Below are 18,766 nucleotides of genomic sequence, written 5' to 3'. Positions count from 1 at the left end.
AGCACGAATGAAGTGCAGCCTGGAACAGGTATAATGCGCGGAACAGTAGTAGCACGCTTGTCATGACGACACCTTGATGGCCCGTATTTCCCGGGTAGCAGTCAATGGTCAATGGTTGCAGTTGCCTTTACCTGTTCCGGGAATTTGCCCGGAAATGAATGACCGTAACTCTGTGTCAGCGCAGTTGGTTCAAGCGGTGTTGACGCAGTAAATGCACTTTTCATCTGCTACGCATGCACAATAGAGACGACGAGCGTAAGCCATTGCTCACCGATGCGCCAGCCGGTTCGGCGGCGGACGGCGACAACGATCCGCCAGGCGCTGCACTAAGATGCTGGCGCAAGCTTGAAAGCCAGCTTACTCCTCTTATCGGGGACGCCGGTTTTTCCGCGCTGTATGGCCGTGCATTGCGGCTAACCCAACCTCATTTCTCGTGGCTGACGGCACCTGTCGCCGGACAGCCTTTCCGTACCGCACTGGAGCGTTTGCTCCTGGATTTGCGCGCAGCCGACCCACACAGCGCCAGCCAGGCCCAGCACGTTTTGCTGGCCACCTTCAAGAGACTTATGTCCACGCTGATCGGCGAGGTCCTTACCACTCAAATCTTAAACTCGGCATCGATCGACGAGTCTTACGGCATGAACATTCAGGAGAAAAGTAAATGAGCGACAAAGTGACCCTCGGGAAACTGTCGACGGGTGTTCCAGGGCTGGATACCTTGCTGGGAGGTGGACTCACCGAGTTTTCATTCAACCTGATTGCCGGGGCGCCGGGTAGTGGCAAAACCACGCTGGCGCACCAGATCATGTTCGCGCTCACCCAGTCCGGTCGCAAGGCGATTTTCTTTACTGTCCTGGGCGAGCCGCCGATCAAGATGCTGCGCTATCAGCAGCAGTATGCGTTTTTCGATGTCAGCCAGGTAGGCAAGAATATTCAATACATCAATCTCGCCGAAGATTTGCGCATGGGGGACTTCAGCGGTGTGCTTGAACGTATCTCACGCGAAGTAGAAGCCTTTTCCCCTGATCTGGTATTCGTCGATTCCTTCCGCTCGGTGGTGCAGACTGCCCGGACCGGTACCGAGGGGGTGGCTGACCTGCAGTACTTTGTGCAGGAGCTCGGCACCCGAATGGCAAGCTGGCAGGCGACCACCTTCCTGATTGGCGAATACGCACATCCGGAAGCCGAAGCGAACCCGATTCTGACCGTGGCCGACGGACTGATTTCATTGTCGCAAAACGTTGCGGTCAATTCAGTCACGCGCAAGATACGCGTCGTCAAGATGCGCGGTCAGCACCATATGGCCGGCTACCATATCTTCCGCATCAGCGACCGTGGCGTCCATGTCTATCCCCGTCTGTTGCCGCCGCTCGCCGGTGAAAGAACCCACGGTGATCCGGTCGAAACGAATGTGCCGCGTGTACCAACCGGCGTGGCGGGCATCGACCGCATGATGGAAGGCGGCCTGCCTGCCGGACATTCGCTGCTTGTGGTTGGCCCGACCGGCGTGGGTAAAACCATCCTGTCGACGGCCTTTCTCAAAAACGGTGTCGATCACGGTGAAAAAGGCGTGATCGCTTCCTTTGAAAAAGGCACCTCCCGACTTCGCAATGCCGCCCTCGAGCAGATGGTGCAGGCCGGCAATGTTGCCGTGCTTGAAAACAGATCGCTGGATTTGTCAGTCGAAGAGGTTCTCGAAAGCTTGCTCGATACGATAGCGCGTACGGGCGCAACGCGCGTCGTGATCGATTCGCTGTCGGAGTTCAGCCTCTACCTTGCGCCGGAATTCAGGCAGGATTTCAGGGAATCGGTGTTCCGGATACTGACCGCTCTGGCCAAGACTGGCGTGACCGTCATGCTCACGCTTGGCATGGAAGACCGGTTTACTGAAATGCGCTTCAGTCGTTCCGACCTGTCGTTTTTAACCGATGCCGTAATGGCCATGCGCTATGTGGCGGTTGAAGGCAAGCTGACCAAAGTGCTTGCGATCGTGAAGGTCAGGGGCAGCAACCACAGCCGGGAACTCAGGCAGTTCGAGATTACGGACCAAGGCATAGAAGTGGGGGAAAGTATGGTCGCTTATGAAGGTGTGCTGTCGGCACATCCTTCTGCGGCCGGCACCGATATTCGCCATGACTTCTGACAACAGGCCATCCGCTCCCGACAGCAACGAAGACCTGACTGACCTGGTCCGGCAACTGCGTAGCGCAAACGAGAATCTCGTGCTCGCCGCCGTGCATGCGCAGACCATGAAGGATGAGGCGGAAGCCGCCAATCGCCGGCAAAACGAATTTCTCGCCATGCTCGCGCATGAGTTGCGCAATCCGCTGGCACCGATCAGCATGGCGGCGACCCTGCTGGAGGGGATTGCAGACGCCCATCCTGACTTGCCAAAGCTGCATACGGTTATTCAGCGTCAGACCGAGCAAATGGCAAGTCTGCTCGATGACTTGCTCGATGCGGCAAGGATCAGCAGCGGCCGTATCGTGCTCAAGAAAAAACCGATTCTGCTATCGGAAATTATCGAGCGGGCAACAGAGGCTAGTCAGCCAAATCTGCAAAAACGCAAGCAGACCTTGCGTCTTGATATGCCTGCTGTCGACACCATGCTGGAAGGCGACCCGGTACGCCTCGCGCAGGTGTTCTCCAACCTGCTGCTGAACGCGTCCAAGTTCAGCCCTGACCATAGCGTGATCAGCCTCGCGGTAAAGACGCGGGATGACGAGCATGGCGACGGCCAGCTGTCCGTCGTCATCTCCGATCAGGGTGTCGGCATTCCGGCTGATGTCTTGCCGGGCATTTTTGATCTATTTGTGCAAGGGCCGCGTTCTCTGGCGCGCTCCGAAGGTGGCCTTGGCATTGGCCTGAGCGTCGTGCGCAGCCTGGTACAAATGCATGGAGGCACCGTCGCCGCGCACAGCGACGGCGAAGGGCGCGGCAGCAGCTTTACCGTGATATTGCCGAATACGGCATCCACGACTTCGGGCAACGATGTCACGCCCAATAGCCATGGCGTGTCAAGCGCACGCCGGATACTCGTCATCGAAGATAACGTGGACGCCAATCAGACGCTGGTTGACTTCCTTTCCCTGCAAGGCCACGTGGTCCGTGCCGCTTATGACGGCTTGAGCGGACTGGCAATGGCAAAGGCGGAAATCTACGATGCGATCATTTGCGATATCGGCCTGCCGGGTATTGATGGATTTGCCGTCGCCAGGGAAATGCGTGCGCTTTCCGGCATCGCTGGTCCGCTACTCGTTGCTCTTACCGGTTATGGTCAGCCTGAAGATCGGAAGCGCGCCATCGAAGCGGGTTTTGACGAACTGATGGTCAAGCCGATCAACGTGCAATCACTGCTTTCGCTCATCGCGGAGTACGTAACCACCGAATAAAAAAGCGGCCGGACATCACAGGCAATTTACCTGCGGTGTCCGGCCGCCTTGCAACGCGCCAGAGTCATCATGGGAGGTTGCGATCCCGCGTACGAGATCGCAGCCTCACGTGAATATACGCGCGTGGTTGACCTTTAATCGCTTTCCAGGAAGGTCTTCAGGCGATCCGCACGCGATGCGTGACGCAGCTTGTTCATCGCCTTGTTCTCGATCTGGCGAATACGCTCACGCGTTACATCGAACTGCTTGCCTACCTCTTCCAATGTCGCATCGCTGGTCATGTCAATGCCGTAACGCATGCGCAATACTTTTGCTTCACGCGGCGGCAGTGAATCGAGCACGTCACGGATGACGCTGCGCATCGATGCATGCATCGCCGCATCGGCCGGCGCCAGCGTCGTGCTGTCCTCGATGAAATCGCCAAGCTGCGAATCGCCATCGTCGCCCATCGGCATGTCCATCGACACCGGTTCCTTTGCGATCTTCATGATCTCGCGCAGTTTTTTCTCCGGCAGATCCATCTTCGCGGCCAGTGTCGGCAAGTCCGGCTCCGAGCCCGTCTCCATCAGGATTTGGCGCGAAATACGGTTCATCTTGTTGATCGTTTCGATCATGTGCACCGGAACGCGAATGGTGCGGGCCTGGTCCGCAATCGCGCGGGTAATCGCCTGGCGGATCCACCACGTCGCATACGTTGAAAACTTGTAACCGCGACGGTATTCGAACTTGTCGACCGCCTTCAGCAGGCCGATATTGCCTTCCTGGATCAGGTCGAGGAATTGCAGGCCGCGATTGACGTATTTTTTGGCGATCGAAATGACCAGGCGCAGATTGGCCTCGGTCATTTCGCGCTTGGCCTGACGCGCCCGCATTTCGGCCGTCGTCATCTGCTTGTTGATCTTGCGCAGCTCTGACAAAGGCACGCCTGCGGACTTTTGCAGTTCCAGCAGCTTTTTCTGGTATTCCTTGATGGCCGGGCCGTTGCGGCGCAGGATCGGCGCATAGGCCTTGTCGCTGTCCGCTTCACGATCGACCCACTCAAGATCGGTTTCCTTGCCTGGGAAAACGCTGATGAAATGGCCGCGCGGCATACCGCATTTGTTGACGGCGATGTCGAGAATCTGCTTTTCGATCTGGCGTACTTCATCGACGCGCGAGCGCAGCATGTCACACAGCTTCTCGACCAGCTTGGCAGTAAAGCGCATGCTCAGCAGCTCCTGGGAAATCACTTGCTGCGCACGCACATAGGCCGGCGAATTGTACCCGTCGCTCTCGAGCGCGGTCTGCATGTTGCCGAATTCGGTTGCCACCAGCGCAAACTTCTCCAGCGCCTGCCTGCGCAGTTCGCCCAGCTGCTGCTCAGACATGTTGGCTGCGCCACCACCGCTGGAGCTGCTTTCCTCTTCCTCGTCGTCCTCGATCTCGTCGTCCAGGTCTTCTTCTTCCTCGTCGTCGGAAGCCGCTGCTGCCGCCACGACCATGGGAGCGTCGTCCAGCGTAGTCGGATCGACCAGGCTGTCCACCAGTTCATCGATCGGCGCTTCCTCATTGCGGATTTTTTCCGCATGGGCGAGGATCTCGGCAATCGTTGTCGGGCAGGCGGAGACGGCCTGCATCATGTCCTTGAAGCCGGCTTCAATACGGCGAGCGATGTCGATTTCGCCTTGGCGGGTCAGCAATGGTACCGACGCCATTTCACGCATGTACATGCGCACCGGGTCGGTGGTACGACCAAAATCGGCATCGACGGTCGACAGCGCGGTTTGCACGGCGGCTTCGGCATCTTCGTCGCTGGTGGCGTTGGCAACATTATCGGACAACAGCAGTGTCTCGGCGTCGGGTGCCTGCTCGTATACAGTGATACCCATGTCGCCAAGGGTCGAAATCAAGCCTTCGATGACTTCCTGGCTGGTCGACTCTTCCGGCAGGTGGTCATAGATCTCGGCATGTGTCAGATAACCGCGCTCCTTGCCGGCACGGACTAGTGCAGAGACCTTCTGGCGGCGTACGGCGAGTTCCTCGTCGCTCATACCGGATTCCGCATCCTTGCCGGTGCGACGGTCGCGTGCCTTGCGCGCGGCATTGATTTCCGCGCGTTCGACGGCATTGAGCGCCGCGACTTCATCCTGCTCAGGGCGGTATTCGGACGGACGGCGTCCACGACGTGCCGGCACCTTGACGGCCGGCAGTTCATAGCCCGAGGTGTCGATTTCAGCGATGGACGGTGCTGGAGCAGCAGCAGCGGCAGGTACAGCGGTAGCCGCAGCACGCGACGCGCTTGTGCCGGAACTGCTTTTCGGTGCCGGTGTCGCATCGGCCGCCGGTTTGCGGCGCACTACCCTGGCTTTGGGCGCGGGAGCGCTGTCGGCTGCGGGCAGTGATGCACTTGCCGTCGGTGCGGTTTCAGTCGCTACCGGAGCATCGGCGGAAACAGATGCAGATGCAGATGCCGTCGGCGCCGGTTCAGGCGTCTGAACATCGGTCGGCACCGGCGCTGCCAGCACCTTCGGCGCCTTGCGTACGACGACGGTAACCTTTGGTGCGGGCGCTGGCGACGTCGATTCGGCCGGCAGCTCCGTATCCGGAGCGGCATTGGTTTCCGGTGCCACATAAACGGCGCTGGCATCGGGGGCGGCCTGAACGGCCGTGGACACCAGGCGTGAGCGCTTGGTCAGCACTTTTACCGTAGTGGGCGTCTGTTCCGGATCGAGCGCGTGCGTTACCGTCCTCACCAGTCCGGGGGAAGATGCAGCATCAGTACGAGGTTTTGCAGTCAGAGTCAGGGTCTTGGCAGGCTTTGTCATTGCGTAATCAATGGGCAACAAAGTAGACATCACGGACGCGCGACCTGGGTCGGCGCGACATTGGCAGGTAGAATCGGCGCGCTGGCAAACCGCACGCTAACAATTCCGCCATGCCTTCATGAATGCGCTAGGCTTTCTTGTCGATGTTCAGGGTATTCAAATTCGGATGAAAGATCAGTGATACTGCAGCTGTGAAAACTAGCCCGGTTCTCGACGGCGGGCTGAGGGTGAACTCGATGCAGTCGGTGGAGCAGGGGGCGTATTATATTGTTGTTTTAGGAAATCTTCACGGCGCACCATCAAATTTAAAATCATCCGATCACACAGCGCCGCGCTGGTTCCCCTCGCAACGTCAAAGGACGTCACTTGGAAGAGATTCTCGTTTCAAACTGGAATGAATTTGTCGGTCTATCATCCGAACTGGATGGGTGGGCGTTTCGTGGACAGGAAGAAGCAGGCTGGCCCTTGCTGAGTTCCCTGTCGCGCTATCTGAATTCTTTTATTCCGGACCGGACGACATGGCGCAGCCGCGAAGAGCGGGCAATCCGCATTTTCCGGCGTAAAGCGCACAACTATCTGCCCGATCCACGTGTTCTTGACAATGATTTACGCTGTCTCGCCCTCATGCAGCATCACGGCGCGCCAACCCGTTTGCTGGATTTCACCAAATCGCCGTTTGTCGCGGCGTTTTTTGCGCTGGAACAAGCCGACTCGGATGCTGCCGTATTTGCACTCAATACGCCGAAACTCTGGCATGCCACGCCGGCAAGCAATCCCGGGCTCAGCCGCGATGCGATCGATCCTCGCATCGACGGGAACTTTGACCGCTATTTCCTGCAAAACAATAGCGATCTTCTGTGGATCGGCGAACCGGAAGAAATGGACCGACGGCTGGTTGCGCAGTCCGGCACCATGGTGGTTCCGGGCGTGGTCGACAAATCCCTCGATAAGATTCTCAATGAATACCACGCCGGAACCTGTCTGATCAAAAAGCTTGTGCTATCGCAAACCATGCGAGAGCAGGCAATGAAAGCCTTGTACCGGATGAACATCACCAATGCGACGCTTTTTCCGGATCTTGACGGACTGGCGCGCTCGATCCGGGTCGAGCTGGAAGTGGTCTGGCAGGCGGAACCCGGTCCGGGCAACCTCTGACCTCCGGCCTCTGGCCGGGATTGGCAGTCGCGCATAGCCATAGAACCAGCGACGCATCGTGATGTCGTCTTCTTTCCACTGCAACCATACGGAACGACATGACTGATACCAAATCCACCATGGATGCGCAATTGCGCGAAGCGGCGCTGGAATACCATCGCAGTCCCACCAGGGGCAAAATCCAGGTCAATGCCACCAAGGCGCTATCTAACCAGCGCGACCTGTCGCTAGCCTATTCCCCTGGCGTCGCCTATGCCTGCGAAGAAATCGCCCGTGATCCCGCAACGGCAGCAGAATACACGTCGCGCGCCAACCTGGTGGCGGTGATCACCAATGGCACCGCGGTGCTTGGTCTCGGCGATATCGGCCCCCTTGCCGGCAAACCGGTGATGGAGGGTAAAGGTTGCCTGTTTAAAAAATTCGCCGGCATCGATGTCTTCGACATCGAACTGGCCGAACACGATGCCGACAAACTGGTTGATGCGATCGCCATGCTGGAGCCGACGGTAGGCGGCATCAACCTCGAGGACATCAAGGCGCCCGAGTGTTTCTATATCGAAAAGAAACTGCGGGAGCGCATGAATATCCCGGTGTTTCATGACGACCAGCATGGCACCGCCATCATTTCGGCGGCGGCGCTATTGAATGGGCTGAAGGTTGTTGGCAAGCAGATTGCCTCGGTCAAGATCGCGGTCTCCGGTGCCGGCGCGGCAGCCATCGCCTGCCTCGACACCATGGTTAGCCTGGGCGCAAAGCACGAAAACATTTATGTTGCGGATTCGCGCGGGGTCATCCATGTCGGCCGCGATGCACGCATGGAAGAAAACAAGGCGCGTTACGCGCAACAGACCGACGCGCGGACGCTGGCCGATATCGTTGCGGGAGCGGATGTCTTTCTTGGCTGTTCGACGTCCGGCGTACTGAGCGGCGACATGGTCAAGACCATGGCTGACCGGCCGATCATCCTGGCGCTGGCCAACCCGGAGCCGGAAATCCGCCCGGAAGTTGCCAAAGCTGCGCGTCCGGATTGCATTATCGCGACCGGGCGCTCGGATTATCCAAACCAGGTGAATAACGTGTTGTGCTTCCCGTATATTTTCCGCGGGGCGCTCGACTGCGGTGCGACCAAGATCACCGAGGAAATGAAACTGGCTTGCGTGAAGGCCATCGCGGAACTCGCTGAAGCCGAAACCAATGATGCGGTGGCTACCGCCTATGCCGGCCAGGAATTGAGCTTTGGCCCCGAATATATTATTCCCAAGCCCTTCGATCAGCGCCTGATCGAAAAGATCGCTCCAGCGGTTGCCCGTGCCGCGCAGGAATCCGGCGTGGCGACCCGGCCGATCCAGGATCTCGATGCTTATCGCCAGCAGCTCAGCCATCTTGTGTACTACACCGGCCTGATGATGAAGCCGGTTTTCTCCGCTGCGAAGGCCGCGCCGCAGCGCGTGGCGTTCGCGGAAGCGGAGGAAGAGCGCGTCTTGCGCGCTGTCCAGACGGTGGTCGACGAGGGGCTGGCAAAACCCATCCTGATCGGCCGGCCGCATGTCATTGACATGCGTATCAAAAAGGCTGGCCTGCGCCTCAAAACCGGGACGGATGTCGAGATTGTTGATCCGGAAAACGACCGGCGTTACCGTGCCTATCACGAGGCCTACCATGAGCTGCGCGGACGATACGGCGTCACGCCCGATATGGCCAAGACCGCATTGCGCCGCTCCAATACCCTGATCGGCACGATGCTGGTTCATATGGGCGACGCCGACGCCTTGCTATGCGGTACGGTGGGACGCTTCGATGCCCACCTTGAGCATGTGCGCAATGTGATCGGCCTGGCGCCTGACGCCGGCGTGTTTGCCACAATGAATGCGCTGATGCTGGAAAAATACACCTTGTTCATTGCCGATACCTATGTAAACGACGACCCGAGTGCGGCGGAGCTCGCCGCCATTACGCGACTGGCCGCTGCAGAAATACAGCGTTTTGGCATCCAGCCCAAGGTCGCGATGCTGTCGCACTCGATGTTCGGCTCATCCGACCGCCCATCTGCCCGCAAGATGCGGGCGGCGCGCGATATCCTCGCTGACATTGCACCGCAGCTGGATGTGGAGGGGGAATTGCAGGGCGATGCCGCGCTGGTGGAAGACGTCCGGCGTCATTTCCTGCCAGGCACCAAGATGAGCGGCAGCGCCAACCTGCTGATCATGCCGTCCCTCGATGCGGCCAACATCGCGTTCAACCTGCTCAAGATTACCGGCGGTTATGGTGTCACCGTAGGCCCGATTTTGCTTGGCGCTGCCAAACCGGTCCACATCTTGAATCCGGCCGCCACGTCGAGGCGGATCGTCAATATGACGGCAGTAGCCGTCGCGGACGTATCGGCGCTGCGTTCACAAGTCAACGCGTAGCGCTGCTGTGGCATTGGTGCGCGGCGGAAGGCATGCGGAATGTCGAAGGGTTGAAGGGGCAATACTTCGACCCGCGAACATTTTCGCTATAAGCACGTCCAATCGATGTATAAAAAACATCGCCGTTGCCGTTACGCGATATAGCGCATGGTTGCATGGCGCGCTATCAAGCTGCGTGCGGCTCCCCCGCCACATTCCGGACATTCTATGAATCATCACCTTGAGAGCGTTGTTCATTATCTTGAAGAAAACCGTCTTAAACTCGTTACTGCCGAATCTTGTACCGCCGGCATGATTGCGTCTACGCTGGGGGACATTCCCGGCTGCGGAAGCTGGCTTGAATGCGGATTCGTGACTTATTCTCCCGATGCAAAAATACGCTGTCTTGGCGTCAAGCGCGAAACCATTGACACCTATAACCTGACCAGCGAAGAAGTCGCACGCGAAATGGCGGAAGGTGCACTCCGCATCAGCAAAGCTAACGTCGCGATATCGGATACGGGTGTCGCCGGGCCGGATAATGGCGATGGCGATATCCCGGCGGGAACGATCTGCTTCGCATGGTCATTTCAGACCGATGGCAACATGACGACTTTCTCGGAAACACGTCGATTCAACGGCGATCGCAACGAGGTGCGGCAAGCCGGTAGCGAATATGCACTCAGCCGCATCTGGCATTACCACAACCAAGTGCCCGCGCCGGTCGTTGAAAGCAATGATTAGGGTGTGGTGATGGTGCCTGTGATGTGGCACCGCTGACTGGCCTGACGAAACGACGCGTCCGTGCAACCGCTCACAAGCGAGCATTGCCGGCCACGTCGCCGGGTTAAATGCGAGGGATCGCCGTATCAGGTCGCTGTGGCGCCACGCTGCTTGCGGGCACGCCAGGCGGCCAGGGCCTTGCGCATCACATTCCAGCCGGCGCCGCTGTCACGCTCTATCTTGTCGAGCAGCCATCGGCTTCCTTCGACACGATATCCGGATAACGCGATTCCCAGCGCGCGGCGACCGTCGCGCAACTGTTGCAGGCGCGAGCGATACAGCACCAGGTGGTCATAAGTTTCATGGGCGCCGAGCAGGGCGGTCTTGTAGTCGTACCGCCCGTGTCCGAAATGAAATCGGCGAGCCCCGGCCTCGATAGCCGCGCATACCGTCAGATAGCAGCACAGCATGCCAAGTCGATAATCGTCATAGCGGGAGTCATGCGCATTGACCTTGGATATGACACTGTCACCAATCCGGACCGCGATTGCACCCGCCGCGAGTTCTCCGCCGATCGTCACGATGGAAACCGTTCCGCATGTTTTTACAAGCTGCAGGATGCGCTGCGTTTCTTCTTCGTCAATGAAAGACGCTTTCTGCTTCTGCGCCATGCGCACGCGGTTGAATGCGATGATGCGACGCACATCGTCTTCACGGATGGCGTCTTTTTCATCAACCCGGAACGAGAAGTCGGGGAATGCTCGCTCGAGCCGGTTGCGATGACGTTTGAGATTCTTCCGCGTCGCATTGCCCAGCATGGCGAGATAAGCTTCAGCACTGTCCGGCAGATCGGCGACGAAGTCTTCGGCACAAAAGAAGCGCTGCTGCACGCAGGAGATGCGTCGCTCGGTATTCACGATGCGAACCGCATGGAAAGTGACTGAAGTCACCAGGGGGTAGCGCTGAAACAAATTGACGCAAAACCGCTCGACGTCTTCGGCGCGCAGACGCATGCCTTCATTGATCACCCTTGCGTTTCGCCGCTCGATACGAAACAAAAGAATAACAGCTGGCTTTCCGTTTCTTTCTGAAATGTAGGTGCTGGCATCTTCCAGCCCGCCGTTGATGCGGAAGTGTGACAGCGACGAATACAACGACCCATACAGACGGTCCAGTTCGGACCCGGCGAAGTCGGGAATGTCGGCGTCGTAAATCCGCGAATCAACTATTTCAGCGGCAGCCGATGGAAGCGGTGACGATGATTCATCATAGACAAATTGTCCATGGTTCACATTGATCTCTGCATCCTGTCGCATAGGTATTTCTCGCTCGACAATTCGTGTTCACCTCCTGACAACATAAGGCTTGTCCGGTTGCCGGTGTAGAGATGGATCAAGGGGCGCGGCATCATTCGGCGTATCTTCGTCACAAGCGTGGCAAGGTTCACAATGACAGCTTGCAAAGCTTGTTGTACGGCTCTAACGATTCAACAAACTGTTACACACAACTCTTGAATTCAGGCACGCCGCGCAGGTAAAGTTGATTACGGCGCGCGTCGATGCAAGCACCGCACGTTCAACGAATTCTTCTAGTCTGATATTGGGAAACAAAATGCAACCGAAGTTAGTTCATCGCGACGAATCCGCATGGGACAAAGGCGACCTTGCGTACGACCTCGACGACACGTTCGAGATGGGGATTGTCAAAGCGGCACAGGAGGGGATCAGGCCGGGATCGAATGGCTATGCTGCATTCATCACTGCATTTTCCCGTCGCGTGCGTAGCCGCCAGGTGTCGCCGCACAAGGCGGCGGCAAAAGGTATGGACCCTACGCAAGGTGGCTCCGCTATGGTTTTTACACCGGACTTCATGCGTTCGGGATCTTGAGCTGCAGGCCATACTGCACGTCAGATGATTTGCACTGCTAGGGTGTCAGTGCGAAGTAACGTTGTTGCGTCCTGTAAACCGATGCGATAAAAAAACACAAAGGCCGCCGAAAGGCGGCCTTTGTGTTTGTGCTTTGTGTTTTGGCCATTTGAAAAACTTAAATGTTCTTTGAATGCCCTCTATTATTTGCCTTGCACTTTTTGTAGAAAAGTCGGCTCAATATCATCATGTCTGGATGTTAATTGTGCCAGCGCCGGTGCCCGGCACGGACATCAATAAAACGCATAGGCACAATGAAAAGGAAAAGCACATGACGCTATCGCAACGACCGAAGCTCCAGGTATTTCTTGACCTCGATGGTGTATTTGCCGACTTTGACGCACGGGTCAAGCATCTCACCGGAAAGCACCCCAGCGAACTCGATCGTAACCGTCTATGGAGGATGGTGAATTCTGACAAGCGATTTTTTGCGGAACTGGAACTGATCGAAGGTTGCATGGTGCTGTGGGAAGCAACGCGAGACCTGGAGCCAATATTTTTGACTGGGGCGCCTTCCTCAAGAATTTTTCAGGAACAGAAACGTGAATGGGTCGCTCGCATATTTGGCCCTGAATTCACAGTGCATGTCGTTCCAAAAAAACTCAAACAGGAATTTAGCGGCCCGCACAAGGTGCTGATCGACGATACACCGGAAAACATCGAGCGCTGGATTGAGCACGGTGGCTATGGAATTCTCCATACCGGTGATCATGCGTCGACCGTCAAGGCCTTGCAGGAACTGCTGGATTTATATGTGCATGAAAAATAGCCCGAGCACCGACCGTGATGTGGAAGGCGAATGAAAAGGCCGAGATGACGAAACAGCGTGGAGGGGAAATACGACAGGCAGAAATGAAGATGGTGATGCTGCTCCGGCATGCTGCTCTAACCAAACCCTGGTCAGAGCAGCATGCCGGTATTGCGAAGAAATGCTCCGCAGCGAGGAAATGCTCCGCACGCTTACTCGGCGAGTTCCTTGAGCTTATCCTTGACGTCTTTCCAGTCATCCGCGTCTGGCAGCGGATCCTTGGTCTTGGTAATCGAAGGCCACTTGCGGGCAAGGTCGACGTTCAGTTTGATAAAGTGCTGCTGATCGGCCGGCACGTCTTCTTCGGCATAGATTGCATTGACCGGGCATTCAGCCACGCACACCGCGCAGTCAATGCATTCATCGGGGTCGATCGCCAGAAAGTTCGGGCCTTCGCGGAAGCAATCTACCGGGCATACATCCACGCAGTCGGTATAACGGCAGCGGATGCAGGATTCGGTCACAACGTGGGTCATAACAGTCCTATCTGAAAATTTTTAAACCTGATCTGTCTTGAAGACGGGGCGGCTGGTTGAAAAGCGCCAGTATGACGCACCAAATAATGCGGCCCGCTGCAAAGCCTTGTATTTTAAGATATTTGACTGTTTCTAACAAACTTCTAACAAACGGGACTTAGACAGATTACAAATAAGCAAATGCGAAGCCTGTTCGGCGCCAATGGAGCAAAAAGGCTTAAGCCGGCCGTTACAGACATTCTGGTCATTGTCGGGCATGCAACAAAAGCGTAGGACAAGTGTGCCGGAATGGCCGGCGCTTGCGCACCACGTCAAGTGACATGTGAGGTCTTAACCCGGATTCGCCTTTGGCGAAGCGGGAAATCGTGTTGAAAACCAGCCGCCGGTACGTATCACTACGTAGGGTTCCACCACCAGATCGGCGGTTTTTCCGAGATAAAATGGCCCCCATTAAAAATAGGGGGAGACAGAAAGTGCGCATAAAGATCCTGATCGGTTTGGCTGGACTGCTGCCGGCATTGAGCCAGGCGGCCGAGTTCAATGGCAGTGGCGTGTCCGCGCTATGGGGTGTGCCGTTCGCAGGATTGCTGCTGTCGATCGCGCTTTGCCCGCTACTGACGCCGATGTTCTGGCATCACCACTTTGGCAAGATCGCTCTCGGCTGGTCGCTGGCTTTTCTGTTGCCTTGCGCCTTCATTTACGGTGCCGGCACTGCCGGCGGCGGGGCGCTGCATGCTTTTGCCGGCGAATACATTCCCTTCATCATCCTGATCACATCGCTGTTCGTCGTGGCAGGCGGTATCTGCGTCTATGGAAACCTGCATGGAACGCCGGCCTTGAACACCGGCCTGCTCGCACTGGGGACGATTCTAGCCAGCATCATGGGGACGACCGGTGCATCAATGCTGCTGATCCGACCGCTGATCCGTGCCAACGATAACCGCAAGCACGCGGTGCATATCGTGGTCTTTTTTATTTTCCTGGTGGCCAATGCCGGCGGCTCACTGACGCCACTTGGCGATCCGCCGCTTTTCCTCGGATTCTTGAAGGGCGTTGATTTCTTTTGGACAATGCAAAATATCTTCCCGGAAACGCTGTTCCTTTGTACGGCGCTACTGGCAATCTTTTACCTGCTTGATGGGTATTACTACCGCAACAAGGAAGAAGTCAAGCCGGTTTCGCTTGACCCCACGCCCGACGCCCCCCTTCGCTTCGAAGGCAAGGCAAACTTTATCTTGCTGGCGGTCATCGTCGGCCTGGTGCTGATGAGCGGTTTCTGGAAGTCCGGGGTGATGTTCAACGTATTCGGTGTCGAACTGGAATTACAGAATATGGTGCGCGATATCCTTCTGATCGCGGTCATTTTCATTTCCCTCAAAATTACGCCGAAGTCCGCACGCGAAGGCAATGAATTTAGTTGGGGCCCCATTCAGGAAGTCGCAAAACTGTTTGCCGGTATCTTTATCACCATCATTCCTGTGATCGCCATGTTGCGTGCCGGTGAGGCGGGCGCTTTTGCATCCGTCATCCGTGCAGTGACCGACGGCAATGGCCAGCCGATCAACGCCATGTATTTCTGGGCGTCAGGGGTGCTTTCGTCCTTCCTCGATAACGCACCGACCTATCTGGTATTCTTTAATACGGCCGGCGGCGATGCAGGCGTGCTGATGACCAAGCTTGCGGGCACGCTGGCCGCAATCTCCTGCGGTTCGGTATTCATGGGCGCCAACAGCTACATCGGCAATGCGCCAAACATGATGGTGAAAGCGATCGCGGAAGAGCGTGGCATCAAGATGCCTTCCTTCTTCGGATACATGGCATGGTCGTGCATGGTGCTGGTACCCTTGTTCATTGTGATGACCTTCATTTTCTTTCGTTGAGGCTGCATGACCAAACCTGAAATCCTCGTAACGCGCGCTGTCTTTCCCGACGTGGTTGAACGTCTGTCCCAATACTTCGAAGTCGAAGCGAATCCGGACGATCAACTCTATTCGAAGGACGAACTGATCGCGAAACTGCAAGGCAAGGCAGGTGTGTTCACCACGCCAAGTTCCAGCATCACGGCCGAAGTCATCGCAGCCTGCCCGTCGCTCAAGGCCATCTGCAACATGGCTGTCGGCTTCAATAACATTGATGTGGCAGCCGCTACGCAGGCAGGCATCCTGGTGACCAATACCCCTGATGTGCTAAATGAAACTACCGCGGATTTTGCGTGGGCGTTGCTGCTGGCGGCCGCCCGGCGCGTAACCGAATCCGAACACTGGCTGCGCGCCGGAAAATGGCAGAAGTGGCGTTACGACACCTTGCTCGGCGCCGATATCCATGGCGCTACCCTCGGCATCATTGGCATGGGCCGCATCGGTCAGGCGATTGCACGACGGTCCATGGGTTTCGACATGAACGTGATTTATCACAATCGGTCGCGTGTACCGGAACAACTGGAAGCGCGTGCCAATAATGCCCGCTATGTGAGCAAGGAAGAGTTGCTGCGCACAGCCGACCATGTGATGTTGGCCTTGCCTTATTCGCCGGAAGCGCATCACACCATCGGTGCGGCCGAACTTGCGCAGATGAAGCCCTCTGCCACCTTGGTCAATATTGCGCGCGGCGGTATTGTCGATGATGCGGCCTTGATCGTGGCCTTGCGTGCGGGCCGCCTCGCAGCGGCCGGGCTCGATGTGTTTGAAAATGAGCCGGCATTCGATCCTGGCTTCCTGACCCTGTCAAATGTGGTGCTGACACCGCATATCGCGAGCGCGTCCGAACCGACACGCCGCGCAATGGCCAACTGCGCCGCCGACAATCTGATTGCAGCGCTGGGCGGGATAAGTCCGCCGAATCTTCTCAATCCCGAGGCGATGGCAAAGATACAGGGAATGGCAAAGGGTTAGACGAATGGCAGATATCAGCATCATCCAGCGACATACGCTTCCACACCATCATGCCAGGGCCGCCGCGCAACACATCGCAGACCAGCTGGCGCAGGAATATGACATGACATCCGAATGGGATGGCGACGTATTGCTGTTCAACCGCGCCGGCGTAACCGGCTCACTCACGCTGGCGGAACGGGAAGCGCATGTGGAAATCAGCCTCGGTTTTCTGTTCAAGGCGTTTGCGGCGGCGATTGAGGAAAAGGTGGCGGCAAAGATGCGGAAGGTCTTTGCGGCCCACGCCTGAAATCTGAAATCTGAGATCGGAGGGAGTCGGACCCACCAGCCTGCGCATGCCGGCGGTGTGAGCTCACTCCGCCGGTCAAGCAACAATCAGAAAAACGCCAAAAAATCTGACAATCAGCCCTTCAGATCGGTAATCAGATCGACATATTGCTGCATGGCGTCTTCCTTGGAAGTGCCTTTCAGCGCATCCCATGCATCGTACTTCGCGCGGCCGATCATGTCGGTGAAACCCGGACGATCACCGTTGGCGTCGCCGGTGCTTGCCTGCTTGAAGAGTGCATAAATTTTGAGCAGGGTCATATTGTCCGGACGTTCCGGCAGGTTCTTTGAATCGAGGACAGCCTGGTCGAACTGGGCTTGAAGGCTCATGCATGCTCCTTTGGAAGTGGAATCGGAATGGAATCGGTATGGTTCGCTTGCGAGATGCCCGGATGCGCCAATGTATACAGGGCGTTCGCGCGGTGGTGTGCGACCAGGACGGTGCCAAAATAGCATAGAAAAACCTGCTGCCAAAGCGATCCTCTAGAGGACATGCTCAAGTGGGATGTCAATGGACAGCACGGTAGCGCGAACCGGTACGCAGCGACCGGTTCTTGCGAAATTTCATCCGCGCAGGACGTCTATTCGTCGTCCCCGACTACAGCGCCGCCAACCGCAACGGCCCCTTTGGCGACAGTGGTCGCTGCGCCAACGGCGACTGAGCCCGCCGTCACGCCGACGCTTACGGCGGTGCCGGCAACCGAGACTGCAGTGCTAGCCACGGTGACGACCGCACAACCGGTACAGAGAATAAGAAGAACGACGGAGGTAAGGCTGATAAGCAGGTGTTTCAAACGCAATCCCGGTCGGAAGAGCGGCCATGCGGGGATGGCCGCCGGTTGGAAAATCGCACCGTCCGCGAGGAAAGCGGACAAGACTTACGTTTATCCAACCACCGATTCGGGGAAATGATGCTCTTGAGAAAGAGTCGTCAGACGCCGAGAAGTTCCACTTCAAAAATAAGTGTTGCATTCGGGGGAATCACGCCACCCGCGCCACGGGCACCGTAACCAAGCGAAGCCGGAATGATCAGCTTACGAACGCCGCCGACCTTCATGCCCTGTACGCCTTCATCCCAACCTTTGATGACATGGCCGGCACCCAGCGGAAAATCGAAAGGATCATTGCGGTCCTTGCTGGAATCAAACTTTTTGCCTGCACTGCCATCGCTGTTTTGCAACCAGCCGGTGTAATGCACCGTCACTTGCTGGCCGGCTTGGGCCTCCTCGCCGGAACCGACGGTAACGTCTTCATATTGCAGTCCGGATGCGGTCATTGTGGTGGACATGAGTTTTCCTTTGTCGTTTGTTCAAGATTGGCGAAATTGTAGCAGTTGTCGCCAATATCATCCCGAACGCAGAAGTTCGGTTTATATCGCAGCCAGAACTGGTATCACACCAAATCAATCCACTGCACCCGGATCAGGATGGTGTCCTGGCTGAACCGGTGTTCGAGCTGATCCCGGTAGTGCCGCCACCATGCCATATCCAACGGCTCCGTCATGACTTCATAGATGACAAGATCGTCATGAACAGTCTTTCCGTCGTCCTGCCAAAGGCCGCTGGCCGGCACGCGGTTATACGATGTCATTCCACCAAAGCGTTCCATCATCTCGTCTCGGGTGGTCGTAAACAAGTAAGGCGGTAGGCGATTGCCGACGTTGTCATAAAGAGGTAAAAAAATCTGGACGAGGTGCATGGGAAGATCAGAATGGAATTCACACAAAATGCGACTTAGTTGACTCGGCGCGGTCAACGCCCGCACGACCCTGTTCGTTAGTGCAGTGTTTGCTGCCCGGTATTCGCCGCAAGTCTTTGCAGTTCGTCATGATGCAAGGCGCCGGTCAGCACTGCAGATCCTGTCGCTTAGACCAATGA

18 protein-coding genes are annotated in these 18,766 nt (G+C 56.9%); 11 read left to right on the top strand and 7 right to left on the bottom strand.

Features of this window, described 5'->3' with window-relative positions; all coding sequences use genetic code 11:
• Positions 1-233: 233 nt before the first annotated feature.
• The 3 genes from ASE07_RS04055 to ASE07_RS04045 are packed head-to-tail and all read left to right on the top strand — an operon-like array spanning position 234 to position 3,392.
• Positions 234-665, top strand: coding sequence for a hypothetical protein (locus ASE07_RS04055; RefSeq protein WP_057289528.1), 432 nt, complete (start codon positions 234-236; stop codon positions 663-665).
• A complete protein-coding gene (locus ASE07_RS04050) occupies positions 662-2,143 on the top strand; it encodes an ATPase domain-containing protein (RefSeq protein ID WP_057289527.1) in 1,482 nt (493 codons plus the stop codon). Before ASE07_RS04055 ends, ASE07_RS04050 begins: the two co-directional genes overlap by 4 nt.
• Positions 2,133-3,392, top strand: a complete 1,260-nt coding sequence (locus ASE07_RS04045; RefSeq protein ID WP_235548347.1) for a hybrid sensor histidine kinase/response regulator — start codon at positions 2,133-2,135, stop codon at positions 3,390-3,392. The genes ASE07_RS04050 and ASE07_RS04045 overlap by 11 nt, the downstream gene beginning before the upstream one ends.
• Positions 3,393-3,526: 134 nt before the next feature.
• Here ASE07_RS04045 and rpoD read toward each other — a convergent pair whose 3' ends face one another.
• Positions 3,527-6,196, bottom strand: a complete 2,670-nt coding sequence (gene rpoD / locus ASE07_RS04040) for an RNA polymerase sigma factor RpoD (RefSeq protein ID WP_057289526.1) — start codon at positions 6,194-6,196, stop codon at positions 3,527-3,529.
• Positions 6,197-6,562: 366 nt separating this feature from the next.
• On the opposite strand from rpoD, the gene ASE07_RS04035 reads away from it, so the two are divergent.
• The 3 genes from ASE07_RS04035 to ASE07_RS04025 all read left to right on the top strand — a co-directional run bounded on the left by ASE07_RS04035 (position 6,563) and on the right by ASE07_RS04025 (position 10,482).
• Complete coding sequence (locus ASE07_RS04035; RefSeq protein WP_057289525.1) at positions 6,563-7,351, top strand: FRG domain-containing protein; 789 nt, start codon at positions 6,563-6,565, stop codon at positions 7,349-7,351.
• Between the two features lie 98 nt (positions 7,352-7,449).
• Positions 7,450-9,759, top strand: a complete 2,310-nt coding sequence (locus tag ASE07_RS04030) for an NADP-dependent malic enzyme (RefSeq protein ID WP_057289524.1) — start codon at positions 7,450-7,452, stop codon at positions 9,757-9,759.
• 207 nt (positions 9,760-9,966) lie between these two features.
• A complete protein-coding gene (locus ASE07_RS04025; RefSeq protein WP_057289523.1) occupies positions 9,967-10,482 on the top strand; it encodes a CinA family protein in 516 nt (171 codons plus the stop codon).
• A 125-nt stretch (positions 10,483-10,607) separates the two neighbouring features.
• Here the strand turns inward: ASE07_RS04025 and ASE07_RS04020 are convergent, their stop codons facing one another.
• Positions 10,608-11,777, bottom strand: coding sequence for a GNAT family N-acetyltransferase (locus ASE07_RS04020; protein WP_057289522.1), 1,170 nt, complete (start codon positions 11,775-11,777; stop codon positions 10,608-10,610).
• 295 nt (positions 11,778-12,072) lie between these two features.
• Between ASE07_RS04020 and ASE07_RS04015 the strand changes: the two genes are divergently transcribed.
• A complete protein-coding gene (locus tag ASE07_RS04015) occupies positions 12,073-12,348 on the top strand; it encodes a hypothetical protein (RefSeq protein WP_057289521.1) in 276 nt (91 codons plus the stop codon).
• Between the two features lie 310 nt (positions 12,349-12,658).
• On the top strand, positions 12,659-13,156 hold the full coding sequence (locus ASE07_RS04010) for a hypothetical protein (RefSeq protein ID WP_162256858.1): 498 nt from the start codon (positions 12,659-12,661) through the stop codon (positions 13,154-13,156).
• Between the two features lie 191 nt (positions 13,157-13,347).
• Here ASE07_RS04010 and fdxA read toward each other — a convergent pair whose 3' ends face one another.
• The gene (gene fdxA, locus ASE07_RS04005) at positions 13,348-13,671 is read right to left on the bottom strand and encodes a ferredoxin FdxA (RefSeq protein ID WP_057289519.1); all 324 of its coding nucleotides are present in this window, start codon (positions 13,669-13,671) and stop codon (positions 13,348-13,350) included.
• Between the two features lie 473 nt (positions 13,672-14,144).
• Here fdxA and ASE07_RS04000 point away from each other — a divergent pair, with 473 nt between their 5' ends.
• From ASE07_RS04000 to ASE07_RS03990, 3 genes are read left to right on the top strand one after another with little or no spacing between them, the layout of a single operon-like run.
• The gene (locus tag ASE07_RS04000; RefSeq protein ID WP_235548346.1) at positions 14,145-15,551 is read left to right on the top strand and encodes a sodium:proton antiporter; all 1,407 of its coding nucleotides are present in this window, start codon (positions 14,145-14,147) and stop codon (positions 15,549-15,551) included.
• Positions 15,552-15,557: 6 nt separating this feature from the next.
• Positions 15,558-16,562 carry a 2-hydroxyacid dehydrogenase gene (locus ASE07_RS03995; protein ID WP_057289517.1) on the top strand — a complete coding sequence of 335 codons (1,005 nt, stop codon included), beginning with the start codon at positions 15,558-15,560 and terminating at the stop codon, positions 16,560-16,562.
• Positions 16,563-16,566: 4 nt separating this feature from the next.
• Positions 16,567-16,851 (top strand): polyhydroxyalkanoic acid system family protein, encoded by a 285-nt coding sequence (locus ASE07_RS03990; protein WP_057289516.1) that lies wholly within the window; start codon positions 16,567-16,569, stop codon positions 16,849-16,851.
• A 113-nt stretch (positions 16,852-16,964) separates the two neighbouring features.
• Here ASE07_RS03990 and ASE07_RS03985 read toward each other — a convergent pair whose 3' ends face one another.
• The 4 genes from ASE07_RS03985 to ASE07_RS03970 form a co-directional block, all read right to left on the bottom strand.
• Positions 16,965-17,219 carry an acyl-CoA-binding protein gene (locus ASE07_RS03985; protein WP_057289515.1) on the bottom strand — a complete coding sequence of 85 codons (255 nt, stop codon included), beginning with the start codon at positions 17,217-17,219 and terminating at the stop codon, positions 16,965-16,967.
• A gap of 251 nt (positions 17,220-17,470) precedes the next feature.
• Positions 17,471-17,683 (bottom strand): hypothetical protein, encoded by a 213-nt coding sequence (locus ASE07_RS03980; protein ID WP_200960879.1) that lies wholly within the window; start codon positions 17,681-17,683, stop codon positions 17,471-17,473.
• A 137-nt stretch (positions 17,684-17,820) separates the two neighbouring features.
• Positions 17,821-18,177, bottom strand: coding sequence for an FKBP-type peptidyl-prolyl cis-trans isomerase (locus ASE07_RS03975; protein WP_057289514.1), 357 nt, complete (start codon positions 18,175-18,177; stop codon positions 17,821-17,823).
• 104 nt (positions 18,178-18,281) lie between these two features.
• Positions 18,282-18,587, bottom strand: a complete 306-nt coding sequence (locus ASE07_RS03970; RefSeq protein WP_057289513.1) for a hypothetical protein — start codon at positions 18,585-18,587, stop codon at positions 18,282-18,284.
• Between the last annotated feature and the right edge of the window lie 179 nt (positions 18,588-18,766).

The sequence above is a fragment of the Noviherbaspirillum sp. Root189 genome (assembly GCF_001428545.1).
GTDB lineage: Bacteria > Pseudomonadota > Gammaproteobacteria > Burkholderiales > Burkholderiaceae_D > Noviherbaspirillum.
This window is presented reverse-complemented; position numbering and strand designations above follow the sequence as displayed.

What these genes read in the sequence shown, in the direction of transcription:
- ASE07_RS04055 (WP_057289528.1), top strand. Translation starts at nt 234, where the DNA reads ATGCACAATAGAGACGACGAGCGTAAGCCATTGCTCACCGATGCGCCA.
- ASE07_RS04050 (WP_057289527.1), top strand. Translation starts at nt 662, where the DNA reads ATGAGCGACAAAGTGACCCTCGGGAAACTGTCGACGGGTGTTCCAGGG.
- ASE07_RS04045 (WP_235548347.1), top strand. Translation starts at nt 2,133, where the DNA reads ATGACTTCTGACAACAGGCCATCCGCTCCCGACAGCAACGAAGACCTG.
- rpoD (WP_057289526.1), bottom strand. Translation starts at nt 6,196, where the DNA reads ATGACAAAGCCTGCCAAGACCCTGACTCTGACTGCAAAACCTCGTACT.
- ASE07_RS04030 (WP_057289524.1), top strand. Translation starts at nt 7,450, where the DNA reads ATGACTGATACCAAATCCACCATGGATGCGCAATTGCGCGAAGCGGCG.
- ASE07_RS04025 (WP_057289523.1), top strand. Translation starts at nt 9,967, where the DNA reads ATGAATCATCACCTTGAGAGCGTTGTTCATTATCTTGAAGAAAACCGT.
- ASE07_RS04020 (WP_057289522.1), bottom strand. Translation starts at nt 11,777, where the DNA reads ATGCGACAGGATGCAGAGATCAATGTGAACCATGGACAATTTGTCTAT.
- ASE07_RS04015 (WP_057289521.1), top strand. Translation starts at nt 12,073, where the DNA reads ATGCAACCGAAGTTAGTTCATCGCGACGAATCCGCATGGGACAAAGGC.
- ASE07_RS04010 (WP_162256858.1), top strand. Translation starts at nt 12,659, where the DNA reads ATGACGCTATCGCAACGACCGAAGCTCCAGGTATTTCTTGACCTCGAT.
- fdxA (WP_057289519.1), bottom strand. Translation starts at nt 13,671, where the DNA reads ATGACCCACGTTGTGACCGAATCCTGCATCCGCTGCCGTTATACCGAC.
- ASE07_RS03995 (WP_057289517.1), top strand. Translation starts at nt 15,558, where the DNA reads ATGACCAAACCTGAAATCCTCGTAACGCGCGCTGTCTTTCCCGACGTG.
- ASE07_RS03990 (WP_057289516.1), top strand. Translation starts at nt 16,567, where the DNA reads ATGGCAGATATCAGCATCATCCAGCGACATACGCTTCCACACCATCAT.
- ASE07_RS03985 (WP_057289515.1), bottom strand. Translation starts at nt 17,219, where the DNA reads ATGAGCCTTCAAGCCCAGTTCGACCAGGCTGTCCTCGATTCAAAGAAC.
- ASE07_RS03975 (WP_057289514.1), bottom strand. Translation starts at nt 18,177, where the DNA reads ATGTCCACCACAATGACCGCATCCGGACTGCAATATGAAGACGTTACC.
- ASE07_RS03970 (WP_057289513.1), bottom strand. Translation starts at nt 18,587, where the DNA reads ATGCACCTCGTCCAGATTTTTTTACCTCTTTATGACAACGTCGGCAAT.